Origin of the sequence: uncultured Campylobacter sp. (genome assembly GCF_938017705.1) — a bacterium.
Classification (GTDB): domain Bacteria; phylum Campylobacterota; class Campylobacteria; order Campylobacterales; family Campylobacteraceae; genus Campylobacter_B.
The window spans coordinates 14077-27227 of the sequence record NZ_CALIIS010000190.1 but is presented as its reverse complement, the minus strand read 5'-3'; the positions used below and the strand labels follow the sequence as shown (position 1 = coordinate 27227).

Annotated in this window: 11 protein-coding genes; 2 read left to right on the top strand and 9 right to left on the bottom strand. The window is 48.1% G+C overall.

Going from position 1 to position 13151, the window contains the following annotated elements:
- Positions 1 to 14 precede the first annotated feature (14 nt).
- The 9 genes from ttdB to Q0605_RS08850 form a co-directional block, all read right to left on the bottom strand.
- Entirely contained in the window at positions 15 to 626 is a 612-nt protein-coding gene (ttdB, locus tag Q0605_RS08890) for a L(+)-tartrate dehydratase subunit beta (protein WP_298706318.1), read from the bottom strand.
- Positions 623 to 1522 carry a L(+)-tartrate dehydratase subunit alpha gene (ttdA, locus tag Q0605_RS08885; protein ID WP_298706316.1) on the bottom strand — a complete coding sequence of 300 codons (900 nt, stop codon included), beginning with the start codon at positions 1520 to 1522 and terminating at the stop codon, positions 623 to 625. Before ttdA ends, ttdB begins: the two co-directional genes overlap by 4 nt.
- Positions 1523 to 1545: 23 nt before the next feature.
- Positions 1546 to 2946 (bottom strand): DUF2809 domain-containing protein, encoded by a 1401-nt coding sequence (locus tag Q0605_RS08880; protein ID WP_298706314.1) that lies wholly within the window; start codon positions 2944 to 2946, stop codon positions 1546 to 1548.
- An 86-nt stretch (positions 2947 to 3032) separates the two neighbouring features.
- Complete coding sequence (gene larB / locus Q0605_RS08875) at positions 3033 to 3779, bottom strand: nickel pincer cofactor biosynthesis protein LarB (protein ID WP_298706313.1); 747 nt, start codon at positions 3777 to 3779, stop codon at positions 3033 to 3035.
- Positions 3766 to 3957 carry a hypothetical protein gene (locus tag Q0605_RS08870; protein WP_298706311.1) on the bottom strand — a complete coding sequence of 64 codons (192 nt, stop codon included), beginning with the start codon at positions 3955 to 3957 and terminating at the stop codon, positions 3766 to 3768. Before Q0605_RS08870 ends, larB begins: the two co-directional genes overlap by 14 nt.
- Positions 3935 to 4717 (bottom strand): ATP-dependent sacrificial sulfur transferase LarE, encoded by a 783-nt coding sequence (gene larE, locus Q0605_RS08865; RefSeq protein ID WP_298706309.1) that lies wholly within the window; start codon positions 4715 to 4717, stop codon positions 3935 to 3937. The genes Q0605_RS08870 and larE overlap by 23 nt, the downstream gene beginning before the upstream one ends.
- Entirely contained in the window at positions 4689 to 5936 is a 1248-nt protein-coding gene (gene larC / locus Q0605_RS08860) for a nickel pincer cofactor biosynthesis protein LarC (RefSeq protein ID WP_298706307.1), read from the bottom strand. The genes larE and larC overlap by 29 nt, the downstream gene beginning before the upstream one ends.
- Before the next feature lie 2 nt (positions 5937 to 5938).
- Positions 5939 to 7189 carry a nickel-dependent lactate racemase gene (gene larA / locus Q0605_RS08855; RefSeq protein WP_298706304.1) on the bottom strand — a complete coding sequence of 417 codons (1251 nt, stop codon included), beginning with the start codon at positions 7187 to 7189 and terminating at the stop codon, positions 5939 to 5941.
- A 209-nt stretch (positions 7190 to 7398) separates the two neighbouring features.
- Positions 7399 to 9066 carry an anaerobic C4-dicarboxylate transporter gene (locus Q0605_RS08850; protein WP_298706302.1) on the bottom strand — a complete coding sequence of 556 codons (1668 nt, stop codon included), beginning with the start codon at positions 9064 to 9066 and terminating at the stop codon, positions 7399 to 7401.
- Positions 9067 to 9364: 298 nt separating this feature from the next.
- Between Q0605_RS08850 and Q0605_RS08845 the strand changes: the two genes are divergently transcribed.
- Together Q0605_RS08845 and nosZ are read left to right on the top strand one after the other, a co-directional pair.
- Positions 9365 to 10522, top strand: a complete 1158-nt coding sequence (locus Q0605_RS08845; protein WP_298706300.1) for a hypothetical protein — start codon at positions 9365 to 9367, stop codon at positions 10520 to 10522.
- Positions 10523 to 10534: 12 nt separating this feature from the next.
- Positions 10535 to 13126, top strand: coding sequence for a Sec-dependent nitrous-oxide reductase (gene nosZ, locus Q0605_RS08840; protein WP_177389184.1), 2592 nt, complete (start codon positions 10535 to 10537; stop codon positions 13124 to 13126).
- Positions 13127 to 13151: the final 25 nt, after the last annotated feature.

Here is a 13151-nt window from a genome sequence, read left to right as displayed (position 1 = left end):
TATATTGTTTAATTTTACTTTATAAACCCGACTTGCGGTAAAATTTCAGCTAGCGCCGCGTCCTTTTTCTCGTTAAATTTGACCTTGTTTTGCTCGAAAAGATTATTTCCGTGCGCGTCGATCGAGACGATGAGCGGACCAAACTCCTTTACGCGGCACTTCCACAGCGTCTCAGGCATCCCAAGCTCCGTCCAGTCGGCACTCTCGATCTGCTCGACCTGCGTCGCGGCGACCACCGCGCAGCCCGCGGGAAATACGCAGTGTATCGCGCCAAACTCCTTGCAGCCGCTCATCGTGCCCTCGCCCATACCGCCTTTGCCCACGATCAGGCGCACGCCCGTTTTAGCGATAAATTCGCGCTCAAATTTCTCCATCCTCATGCTCGTAGTCGGCCCCACGGAGACCATTTCAAAGCTTTTTTCGCCCGTTTTTCTGATGATCGGCCCCGCGTGCAGGATCGCGCCGCCCCTGATATCTAGCGGCAGCTCGCGGCCCTCCTGCACGACGCGTCTGTGCGGCACGTCACGGCAGGTGACGATGTGCCCGCTGAGGTAGATCACGTCGCCGATCTTGATATCCGCTAGATCCTCGGCGCCGATCGGCGTGGTTAAAATTTTCTTACTCATAGCGCGAACTCCTTGTGCGATTTTACGGCAAAATTTAGCTCTGCATCCCAGACAATGTGGCCTTTGCGGTGCGACCAGCAACCCACGTTTACGGCGACGGCGATGACGCTGGGGTGGCGGGCGCAGTTTTCGATATGCACGCCCATCACGGAGCTTGCGCCGCTCATGCCTTGCGGGCCCAGGCCGATTTTATTGATGCCCTCTTCGAGCAGCTTTTCGGTTAGCGCCGCGCGTTCGTTTGGATTTGCCGAGCCAAGCGGTCTCATCAGCGCTTTTTTAGATAGCAAGGATGCCACGTCGATCGAGGTGCCCACGCCTACGCCCACTAGCAGTGGCGGACAGGCGTTTATGCCGTAGCTCGTCATTATGTCCATGACGAATTTCACGACGCCCTCGTAGCCCATCCCCGGCATCAGCACGGTTGCCTTGCCGGGCAGGCTACAGCCGCCGCCCGCCATATAGGTGTGTATCTCGCACTCGCCGCTATCCGGCACGATATTCCAAAATACGCTCGGCGTGCCCTTGCCGACGTTTTTACCGGTATTGTACTCATCAAACGTCTCGACGCTGTTGTGACGCAGCGGAGCCTCGCGCGTCGCTCGCAGTACTGCCTCGCGCAGCAGCTCCTCAAGTTCGCCGATGAGCGGGAAGTTCGCGCCACAACGCACGAAAAACTGGATCACGCCCGTATCCTGGCAGGACGGACGGTCTAGCTCCTTTGCAAGGCGCTGGTTTTCAAACATCGTTTTGTAGATCTCCTTTGCCAGCGGCTGCGTCTCGCGCTCGGCGAGCTCTTGCAGCTTCGCTATCACGTCATCGGGCAGCACCTTGCCCGTGTAGCCGACGAATTTCGCCATGACCTCTGTCATTTTTTGCACGGCATTTTGTTTATCCATCGCTTCTCCTTTTAAATTTCATCCTAGAAAAACGGCTCGGGATTTTTAAGCAACCAAAGCACAAACAGGTATCTAAGTTTACCCACATCTTCAGCATGCCAGCTCTTTCTTAGATCATAAAACATCTTATCAAGCGCGTCGTCATTTAGCTCATCTAGCCTATTGCCTAGCTTAAAATATTTTTTAATTTCGGCGGCGGCTTCATCGGTATAATCGTCATCCCATAAAATCCAACTTCCATATTCCCCGTTGTAGTCCCAGTACCAGTATAAATTAGTAGCCGCATGTATCATTTTATACTGCACGCTATCTTTTTGCCTTAAGAATTTCATCCAAAAATCATAGGTAAATTTACTGTATTCTTGCGGATCATACTTTTCCATATCCGTTGGATACTCGGGCACATATAGATATTCCAACCTTTTGCCGAAGCGCCGCCAAACATCTGTTTCTTCATCTGGTGATTTTAGTATAGTATTGTATATTATAAGCGGCGTCATCTTATCCAAATCCCCCGATGTCTCTAATTGCATATGATATAAACCAAACATTAGCTTTTGTTCTGGATTAATAACATACTTTGATACTCTAGGCAGCATGTAATATATGTAATTGCACATTACGCCAAAATCAGTATTTAAAACCTCATTCATCTCTTTGGCATATTTATAAAAATAGGATCCGGGGTGGGCTATAATTATTAGTTTCTGATGCGGTTTTAAATTTTTATATACATACCACATAAAATTTCTAAGGGGTGTCTCGCCCTTTTTGTTTTTAGCGTTTATGTCGCCGCCTTGCATGATGATCCATTCGATTAAATTTGCGCCCATATACACATAGGGCGAGTTTGGGTCTTTTTTCTTGATATTTTTGTCCGCATGAAGCATATGCAGTATCGTGTTGCCGTCTTTGTCGGTCGCATTTATATCACGGGTTTGGAATACTTCTTTGATCTTTTTTTCATTGCCGTTACGCAAAATTTCATTAAAATTTTTAGGCAACCTTTTACGCTTCCATATTCGCGCCTTATCATAAATGATACTTTCAGATACGTAAGCTAAAACACAGCCTATCGCGTAGCAGATAATGTCCGTCCAATCGAATGTTCCACCAAAAATTATCCGCAATATAGAATTTTGTACGCCTAAAATTTCAAGCACTTTAAAATATTGTGCAGTTTCGATAACTAGAAAGAGGGCAAAGATTGCGAGCGCTAAGGCTTTAGGCGATAAATGGCATGAAATTATGCTAATTACAGCCCTCACGAATGCATAAAATAAAATGGCTGCCATAATGCCTTCAAAGCCACTATTTGAACCTGCAACAATGTAAATTGGAATTGCTAAAATCACAAGTTTTGCCGCGGCGTCTCCATAATCGCACTCGCTTGTTTTTAGTTCGCTTAAAATTTTATCTTGCAACTTTTTCCTTTTAAATTTACTCGTCAAATTTTACATTCGTATGCTTAAATTTAGCCTGTTCATGCAGCAGAGCGGCGGGCGTAAATTTAGAGATGATTTATCAGGCTCGCGTTATACGCGGCGCCGAAGCCATTGTCGATATTTACGACGCTCACGCCGTTTGCGCAGCTGTTTAACATCGCTAGCAGCGCCGCCAGCCCGCCAAAGCTCGCGCCGTATCCCACGCTGGTGGGCACCGCGATCACCGGCACGCTCACGAGGCCCGCGAGCACGCTAGCTAGCGCGCCTTCCATGCCCGCTACTGCGATCACGACCTTTGCGCCGCGTATCTGCTCTAAATTTGCGATCAGCCTGTGCAGTCCCGCCACGCCCGCGTCGCTAAATTTACGCGCGTCGTTGCCTAAAAATCGCGCCGTCTCGTACGCCTCCTCCACGACCGCGCCATCTGCGGTGCCGGCAGATACTATCGCGATGTAGCTTTGCGTGAGCGCGGGCTCTTTAAATTTGACGCTGACGACGCGGCCGCGAGCGTTAAACTCCGCCTGCGGTAAAATTTCACGTAGCCGCTTAAAAACCCGCTCGTTCGTGCGCGTGATCAGGATATTTTGCCCTCTCGCGCCGATCGCCTCTGCGATGCGTAAAATTTCATCATCCGTCTTGCCCTCGCCGTAGATCACCTCACCCGCGCCGTTTCGCAGGGCGCGCTGAGTGTCGATCTTGGCGCAGCCCACGTCGCTAAAAGGAAAATCGCGCAAGAGCTCTATTGCTTCGCGCTCGCTCTTTTCGCCCGATTTTACGGCGTGGATAAAATTTAAAGCCTCATTTTTCGTCATTTAAAATCTTCCCGTGCAACCCCTTTAAATCGAGCAAAATTTCATACTCATCCAGTGCGGCGATCTCGCACATAACACCGCTAAAATCGCTCGCACAAAACCGCCTCGTCTTGCTTGTGCGGCCGTTTTTTATCCCTGCGAAAAGTTCTAAAATTTCATCCTCTCTCATGCAAAACATCCTCTCTAAGCCCCTTTAGATCGAGCGTCACCTCCGCTGCGCCAAGCGAGATGAGCTGCCTAACGACGCTTTTAAATTTTGCGTCGTTTAGGAAGTCCCGCATGCTAGAAAAGGGCATTTGCAGCTTTATATTTTTGCGGTCGCACCGCGCGCGGACGTTTGCGTAGCCGCTTGCGATGAGTAGATTTTCCGCCGCTTCGATCAAATTTAGCTCGCTCTCATCGATCTCGCGCCCGTGCGGCAGGCGCGTTAGCAAGCACGCGTAGCCCGGTTTTTCGGCGGTGGGCAAGCCCAGCTCGCGCGATAGCTCGCGGATATCTGATTTGGTTAAATTTATCAGCGGCGAGAGCACGCCTAGCTCCTCTTTGGCTTTGAGCCCGGGGCGGTATTCGCCAAGATCATCTCGGTTCGTGCCGTCTGCGACGCGGCTAAAGCCAAGCCCCTTTGCGCGCTCGATCAGGCGCGAAAACACCGCCTTTTTGCACATATAGCAGCGGTTTTCGGGATTGTTTTTGATCTCCTCTGCGACGCCGAGCTCTAAAATTTCGTGCCTGATGCCGTAAGCGCGGGCAAATTCCACGGCTTCGGCGATCTCGCGCGAGGACATATAGGGCGATCTGATCGTTATGCCGATCGCGCGCTCACCCAGAGCGTCGTGCGCCGCACGCAGCAGCAGCGAGCTGTCCGCGCCGCCGCTAAATGCGACTGCCAGCTCGCCTAGCCCGCGCAGATCAGCCTTTAGTTTTTCTAGTTTCGTCATAGATTTCTAGCGCCTCTTTTCGCACCCGCTCGATCGTCGTGCCGTGCGCGAGCGCCGCGACCTTGCAGTCGTCAAATTCGGGCTTTGCCTTTTGCGTTTGGCAGGTGCCAGAAATTTTAAGCCCTATCTCGCCGAATTTCGTCTGCACCCGCGCAAACTCGCGCTTTAGCTCGGTTTTAGCAACCTCTATCTCGCGGACGCCGATCGCGGTGGTGTGCGTAAAAATCAGATCCTTTAAATTTTGCGCGTCCTGCTTGCGGCACAGCGCGTTTAGCTCAAAGCCCATGCGCCCCTTTTTCATAAAAATAGAGCGGTTAAAGACGTCTAGCGCGCCGTTTTCTCGCAAAATTTCGCACGCAAGCGCAAAGCTCTCGGCGTCCATATCGTCGATGTTGGTGGAGATTAAAATTTGTTTGCAAACCTCGCCGTAGCTCGAGTGCACGACTAAATTTGACTCGCCGTTTTCATAGTTCAAATTTTCATCCGCCTCGCAGATCATCGCGCGAAGCACGTTTGCAAAGCCCGCGGCGTCCTTGTTGCCTGCGCCGTAGCCGATCTTTTCGATTTTAAAGCTCGCGCCGTCCGCAAACTCATCCGCGCAGACCTTTAAAATCGCCGCGCCTGTGGGCGTAGTCATCTCAAAATTTGCGCGCCCGAGGCTTACGGGCACACCTTTTAAAATTTCGCAAACGGCGGGTGCTGGCACGCTAAGCGCGCCGTGATCGCAGATCGCTACGCCGCCGCCAAGCTCGATTTTGGAGCTTATAACGCGCGAGACGCCGAGTTTTTCAAAAAGATATTCAAAGCAGATCGCCGCGCCCGCGATATCCGCGATGCTATCTATCGCGCCGAGCTCGTGGAAATGCACCTGCTCTACGTCTGTGCCGTGGACTTTGGCCTCCGCCTGCGCGACGGTGCGAAATATCGCGCCCGCTCTTTGTTTGAAGCTCTGGCTTAAATTTGAACTATCTAAAATTTGCCTGATGTTCGCGTAGCTTCTGGCGTGAGGCTGCGATTTTAGCGGCACGACGTCGATTTTGGTCGCGGAGATGCCGTTTTTTAGCACGTTTTTGCGCACGAGCTTAAATTCGCCATGCAAATTTAATTTCTCTAACTCGGCGCAAAGATAGTCAAAATCCACGCCAAGCTCCACCAGAGCGGCCAAATTCATATCGCCGCTGATGCCGCAGCTCGCGTCGTAATATAAAATTTTAGCCAAACTTACGCCTTAGGCACCGTCATCGAGCCAAACGGCAGGATGATGATTTTAGCGTCCGCGCCCTTTTGCGCGAGCGCGTCGCGCGCGGCCTTTTGGATGTCGTGATACGGTTTTAGATGCACGGCTCGCATCTCATCGTCGCTTAGATCACTCACCGCCCAGGTCTGCGCCCAGAGCGAGATTTCAGCCATTTTAGCGGCCTTGTGATAGCCGAGCTTAAAGCCCGCGCTGATCTTTTCGAGCACCTTTTTAGGCGTATCGGCGGATGCCATCAGATCAAAAAACGGCTTTGGTCCGATGCCGGTGCGGCACTTTGCGACCATTATTAAAATTCCGTCCTGCGCGAGTGCTAGTTTGCCGTTATCTAGGGCCTTTTGCGCCTGATAGAGATCGACGTCCATCGGATAGGGCGCGACCGAAATCACGATATCTGCCTTGCGCGGGATATTTACGCAAAAAACCTCGTCGGCCTTTTTCACGCAGTCGTAAAAGCTGTCGTTGAGGTCGCCCGCGCTTGCGTAATACATGCCGTGCTCGCTATCAAGCACCGTCTGGATCGAAAAAACGTCGATATGCGCAAGAACTTTCATCGTATCGATCATATCCTCGTGCACGGGGTTGCCCTCTAGGCGCAGCGCCTGCGCGTCGGAGCTTAGGGCGAGCTTGTGATTTTGCGTGATGCTCTCATACGACGCGGTACCTGGCAAAAAGGCCTTTCTACCGCCCGTGTAGCCCGCAAAATAGTGCGGCTCGACCGAGCCGATGACGATTACCTTTTTCGCCTCAGCCACGGCTTTGTTTAGATACATCTGCGTGCCGTTTTTGCTCTCGCCTAAAAACACCATCTCGTCGTGCTTGGAGTCGTGATCGTGAACTTCGTTTTTGGCGTTAAGCTCGGCGTAAATTTCTTTGCCGAAGATCATCTCGTATTCTTCCTGCGTGCCTTCTCTATGGCAGCCCGTGGCGATGATGAAAATTTTATTTTTCTCGCGAATTTTCGGGTAAATTTGCTTTAAAATTTTTGCCGTCGGCGTAGGTCTTGTACCGTCGTTTACGATGATGACGATCTTTTCGTCGCCCGCGATAAACTCGTCAAAGCTTTTTTGATTTATCGGATTTGCCAGAGCCTTTGCGATGAGCGCCGTTTCGTCAAATTTAGCCACGGGGTTTGGATCGAAAACGCCGAGCAAATTTTTCTCGTTTATCTCTAGATTTAGATGATCGTCTTTGCCGTATGCGATAGGGATTTGCATATCTGTCTCCTATGTGGAATTTGGCGGGATTATAACGTAAATTTTATTTAAAACGAATTAGCCTAGAGCGGGTTATGAACGGAATTTAGAAAGCTTTAGAATTTAAAAATTTAGAGTATTTAAAATTTCAAAATTTTATAAAATTTTAAAAAGCCGCTGGGATTTGAAATTTAAAGCTCGCGAGTGTTGAACTCGCGAGCATATAGCTATTATAAATAGCCGTAAATATGAGCGAAGATAAAGCCCATCGCGCATGAAGTAAGAACGCCTATTAACCCAGGGAAAATGAAGCTGTGGTTGATGACGAATCTGCCGATGTGCGTAGTGCCGGAGCGGTCGAACTGGATCGCCGCAAGATCGCTCGGATAGGTAGGTAGGATATAGTATCCGTAGCAAGCAGGTGCAAACGCAATAATAAGACCCGGATCGATACCGATGCTAACCGCTAGCGGTACGAAAGTAGCAACCGCTGCTGCTTGAGAGTTAAGGAATTTACTAATCAAAAGCGAAACAATGACATACGTCCACGGATACGCCATAACGACCTTACCTAGCGACGCTTTTAGCATTTCGATATGAGCAGTAAACATAGTCTCTGCCATCCATGAAATTCCATAAATGGCTACGAGCGCGATCATACCGCTATGAAAAATTTCGTTTTTAGCGATATTACCCGCTTTGATACCCGAGACAATCATCATAATGGATGCTGCAAGAAGCATGAAAATTTGAATGGTTAAGACCATATTTAAATTTGTGGTCTTTTTCATAGTATCTTTTACGACTATGCTTGCGTTTGCGATACTCTCGCTCTTATCGCCTGTCGTAATTACTACATTTCCGTCTTGAGCGACGATGCTTTGAGCTAGCTTTTTATCTTTGTCGTAAATTTCGACGCTATTAAATTTCGTCGCATCCTTAACCTTAGACTCTTTGACGTTTGAGACGACCTTACCGCCGTCCACCATGGAGATAACCTGACCATCTTTAATCGTGATATTTTTAACCGTTTTTTTATCGACGATGATCTCTACGGATTTACCCGGGACATTTTTAGTCCACGCAGGACGCAAGCTTTTCTCGTAACCTAAAACCGCTACTAGCGCAATAGTGGCTAAGAATATCCACATGCAAACCCACTTAATTCTAGGAAGCTTTTGACCTAACAATGTCGTGCTTTCGCCGTAGATATATTTTTTCTGCTCCGGATCTTTGATCTTTTCTTGAAATTCCGGATCTTTATCTAGATCTTTACCTCTAAAAATCGACCACGTTCCGATTGCAAGCATACCGATGAAAGTAGAAGGGATAGTGAGTTTTAGCAGATCCAAATACGTACTAAAGCCCTCGATATGCACGCCTTGGCCTAGTAAGATCGCGACCATCGAAACGCCGGCAACCGAAACGGGGCTAGCGATGATAGCAAGTTGCGAGGAGATCGTAGAAGCAGCCATCGGGCGCTCAGGGCGAATCCCATTTTTAATAGCTACGTCATAGATGATCGGAAGCAGCGTATAGACGGTGTGTCCCGTTCCGCATAAGATTGTAAGCGTCCACGCAACAGTTGGAGCGATGATACAAACCATCTTCGGATGCTTACGAAGCAATTTCTCCGCTATTTGAAGCATTACATCAAGCCCTCCCGTAGCCTGTAGTGTTGCACTTGCTACGACAACTGCGAGGATAGTTAAAATAACGTCCACTGCCGGCTTACCCGGCTCTAATCTAAATCCAAACACTAAGATCACTAAGCCTATACCGCCTAGAATTCCCAGCGCCATACCACCTTTTTTAGCACCATAAAACAAACAGCCCAAGACTATAATGAGCTGCAAAAAGAATTGAGTGCTTTCAGACAAACTTGTCAGAAACTCCATAGTTTCTCCTTCAGTAAAATTTAAAACAAACTTTGGCGATTATACTAACTTTTTATTTAAACAAAATTAAAGGAGCGTTGCGAATTGTAAAAATCTGTCAAAATAAAAATTTACTGAAATTATAATTTTAAAGCGGAATTTATATAGCAAAAATGCGAAAAATAAAATTTCACTTAGAGCTGTTTTTATATCATAGAATTTCGCAACTTTTAAGAAATCTTAGAATTCCATTATAGCTCAAGCTTTAAACCGATTTTTAAGCCTTGGAGTAGTATCATTTCGCAAAGAGTGGATTAAGATGAATTTTATAAAATTTTGTATTGCCTTTTTGATTTGTTTATCGCAGATGGTAGTAGCAGGTAGCTTTGATCTAAACTCCACGCTGCGTCTGGGCGCATTCGACGCAAGCTCGCACCGACTGCTTTTATGCGGCAGTGGCGGCGAGCTTAGGATGTTTGATACTGCTAAATGGGATGTGGAGTTCGCGCAAAAATACAGCGATAACGAAATTACGGCTCTAAATTTTAAAAACGGCAAAATTTATCTAGCTTGGGGCGGAGCCGAAATCGCGGTGCTAAACGATAGATTAAAGTTTTTACACGCGCTTAAGACGGGGCGTAGCGGCACAGCCCAAATAGATGCGATCTATGCCGCAAAAGACGCGATTTACGCGGTAGTGGATAAGAATCAACTAATAAGATTAGACGAAGACCCTGATAACAGCGCGGACGGCGGCTACGCCCCAGGTGAGAATTCCACCGCGAACGGGCAATCTTTAAATAGAAATTCCATCCCCGACGGGCTGCGCGGAATTTCGTTTCATTACGGCAGGATCAATGCCGTTAGCCTGGGCGCTAACGGACTTTGCGTCGCAAGCTGGAACGGCGTAGCCTGTTTTAGCGCAGATCTTGTCGCGACTAAATTTAGCGGCATCGATACAGCGCCTAATCGCGCCGCGCAGGGAGAGCTTGGTAGCGTGAAATTTAAAGATGCGGAATTTAATAATGCGAAAAGCGCGCAAGCCTCCGAGCCAAATAAAACGAAAGCTAGCGGTGCAAAGAGCGCGGAATTTCAAAGCTTAGAATTCAAAGGCGCAAAATTTCAAGACGAGGGGCTTAAAACTCAAAGCGAAATTTCAGCCGAAGCTGGCGATAAAAATTTAAGCGGCTCTATAGCCACTGCGCTTACAGACTGCGACGGGACGCTGTTTGCAGGCGATATAGAGGGTAATTTTATAAATTTAAAAAGCGGCGAGCGCAAAAGCGTGGGCTCTTGGATCAAATCCATCGTGTGCGCCCGCGGCACGCAGTTTATCGCTACTAAAGATAAAATTTACGAAAATCAAAAAGCAGGATTAAAGGAGGTTGTGGATTTAAAAAGCGAATTTTTAGCGATGTACGCAGACGGGGAAGCGATCCTCGTAGTCAGCAAATCAGGCAAAATTTTAAAATTCTAAGAAAGGATTAGTATGTTAAAAAGTTTCAAACCCGTGCTTTTGGGCTCGGTTTTGTTCGCCGCAAGCGCCCTGTGTGCCGCAGATAGCGACTTAGAGCGCGTGATGAAAGAACGAAATTTAAGCGAAAAAGACGTTTTAGCGGCGGCTAAGACCTATCAGCCGACCGGTAGGAAGGACGATTATATGGTCTTCTCTTCCGGCGGTCAAAGCGGACAGGTGCTCGTTTACGGCGTGCCGTCGATGAGAATCTACAAATATATCGGCGTATTTACCCCGGAGCCTTGGCAGGGATACGGCTTTGACGAGGAGAGCAAGGCGGTCTTAAGATCGGGCTCCATTAACGGCAAAGAGATCAACTGGGGCGATACTCACCACCCAAATTTCAGCGAGAAAAACGGCGAGTATGTGGGCGATTATCTCTTTATTAACGATAAGGCAAACCCAAGAATCGCGGTTATAAATTTATCCGATTTCGAAACTACTCAAATAGTCGTAAATCCCGTAATCAAAAGCGATCACGGCGGTTCTTTCGTGACGCCTAATACCGAATACGTCATCGAAACCAGCCAATACGCAGCCCCTTTCGATAACGACTGGCACCCGATCGAGGAGTATCAGGCGGTTTATCGCGGTGCGGTAACGCTATGGAAATTTGACTACGATAAAGGCAAAATCGACGTAAATAAATCCTTCTCGCTAGAGCTTCCTCCATATATGCAAGATCTAAGTGACGCAGGTAAGGGCGAGAGCTTTGGCTGGGCGTTTACCAACAGCTTTAACTCCGAAATGTACACGGGCGGCATCGAAAAGGGTCTGCCTCCGATGGAAGCCGGTATGAGCCGCAACGATACCGACTACCTGCACGTTTACAACTGGCAAATTCTAGAAAAGCTTGCTCAAGACAGCAAAAACTATAAGGTCGTAAACGGACACAGAATCGTTACGATAGACGCCGCCGTAAAAGCGGGAGCGCTATTTTTGATCCCTGAAGCCAAATCCCCTCACGGCGTCGATGTTAGCCCTGATGGTCGCTATATCATTATCGGCGGTAAACTAGATACTCACGCTAGCGTTTATGATTTTAAAAAGATCAAAGAGCTAATTGATAAAAAAGAATACGCAGGCAAGGATCCATACGGAATTCCGATCCTAGATATGCAAAAGACGCTTCACGGACAAGCAGAGCTTGGTCTTGGACCTTTGCATAACACCTTCGATTCCCAAGATGGCGTAATCTATACATCGCTTTACGTTGATAGCCAAATCGTAAAATGGAACTACAAAACGCTAAAGGTTTTAGATAGGATCAACGTCCACTACAATATCGGTCACCTTGATTCTATGGAGGGTAAATCCTCTAAGCCTGTCGGCAAATACGTAATCGCGCTGGATAAGCTTTCGATCGATAGATTTAATCCTATCGGACCGCTTCATCCGCAAAATCACCAGCTCATCGACATTACAGGACCTAAAATGGAGATGCTCTACGATCTTCCTATCGGTCTTGGCGAGCCACACGACGTAGTTTCTATCGCAGCCAGTAAGCTTCATACGAAACCTACCTATACTATGGGAACGAACTCTCGCACCGGTAAGCAGCACCCTGCCATGACGCTAGCAGGTCAAGAGCGCATCGAGCGCGACGGCAAAAACGTAAAAGTCTATGCTACAGCGATCCGTAGCCATATTAATCCTGAGCACATCGAGGTTAATAAGGACGATAACGTAACGATCTATATGACAAATTTAGAGCGTGCCGAGGACGAAACTCACGGCTTTACAGTTGATGATTACGATCTGCATATGTCGCTTGAGCCGGGTAAGACTGCGAGCGTAAATTTCATCGCAGATAAAGAGGGCGTATTTCCTTTCTACTGCACAGAATTCTGCTCTGCGCTACACCTTGAGATGTTTGGATATCTATACGTAAAAGATCCGAATAAAAAATACACTTCAGCTAAAGCGTCTATGCTAAAAGCTCTTAGCCCAGAAGCTCTAAAAGCCGAATACGACAAGGTAGTAGCTACGAATAAAGCCACCGACGACGTTATTCAATCAGTCGTTAAATTCTTAAAAGAGAAAAACTACGAGAAGTATCCTAAGGTCAAGGCTTTAGTCGATGACGCGCTGGATCAATACGGCAAAATTCCTGAAACCAAAGCTAAAGCTGACGCTGCGGTAAAAGCAGGCGATATGAACGGCGCGATACTTTGGGAAGGTCAAGTTTGGCAGTATCTAGTAAAAACCGCAGATGTTGGACTTCGCGCTAAAAACAACCTGATCCGCGAGCTCTCCACTCCTATGAGCGAGGCTGCATCTAACGGCGAGAAGGCCTACCTACGCGGAGGCTGCAACGGCTGCCACGTCATCGGTCAAGTAAGCTCTGGTCCTGATCTAACGGGCGTCCTACTCCGCCACGAAAACGGCGAGAAGTGGGTAGCCGATTTCATCAAAGACCCTGCTAAATTCTACGAAGACGACTACGTCAAGGCAATGATAAATTACTTCAACCTCCGTATGCCAAATCAGCATATGAAAGACGAAGAGATCAAAGACATCATCGAATACCTAAAATGGGTCGATGAGAACGCGGGTCTTAACTAGCCCCACTCTCCCCCGCAAGGGGGAG

Bases quoted from the DNA above. Each gene is read 5' to 3' on its own strand.
- larE (WP_298706309.1), bottom strand. From the start codon at position 4,717: ATGACGAAACTAGAAAAACTAAAGGCTGATCTGCGCGGGCTAGGCGAG.
- nosZ (WP_177389184.1), top strand. From the start codon at position 10,535: ATGTTAAAAAGTTTCAAACCCGTGCTTTTGGGCTCGGTTTTGTTCGCC.
- Q0605_RS08850 (WP_298706302.1), bottom strand. From the start codon at position 9,066: ATGGAGTTTCTGACAAGTTTGTCTGAAAGCACTCAATTCTTTTTGCAG.
- larA (WP_298706304.1), bottom strand. From the start codon at position 7,189: ATGCAAATCCCTATCGCATACGGCAAAGACGATCATCTAAATCTAGAG.
- ttdA (WP_298706316.1), bottom strand. From the start codon at position 1,522: ATGGATAAACAAAATGCCGTGCAAAAAATGACAGAGGTCATGGCGAAA.
- Q0605_RS08845 (WP_298706300.1), top strand. From the start codon at position 9,365: ATGAATTTTATAAAATTTTGTATTGCCTTTTTGATTTGTTTATCGCAG.
- ttdB (WP_298706318.1), bottom strand. From the start codon at position 626: ATGAGTAAGAAAATTTTAACCACGCCGATCGGCGCCGAGGATCTAGCG.
- Q0605_RS08870 (WP_298706311.1), bottom strand. From the start codon at position 3,957: ATGTTTTGCATGAGAGAGGATGAAATTTTAGAACTTTTCGCAGGGATA.
- larB (WP_298706313.1), bottom strand. From the start codon at position 3,779: ATGACGAAAAATGAGGCTTTAAATTTTATCCACGCCGTAAAATCGGGC.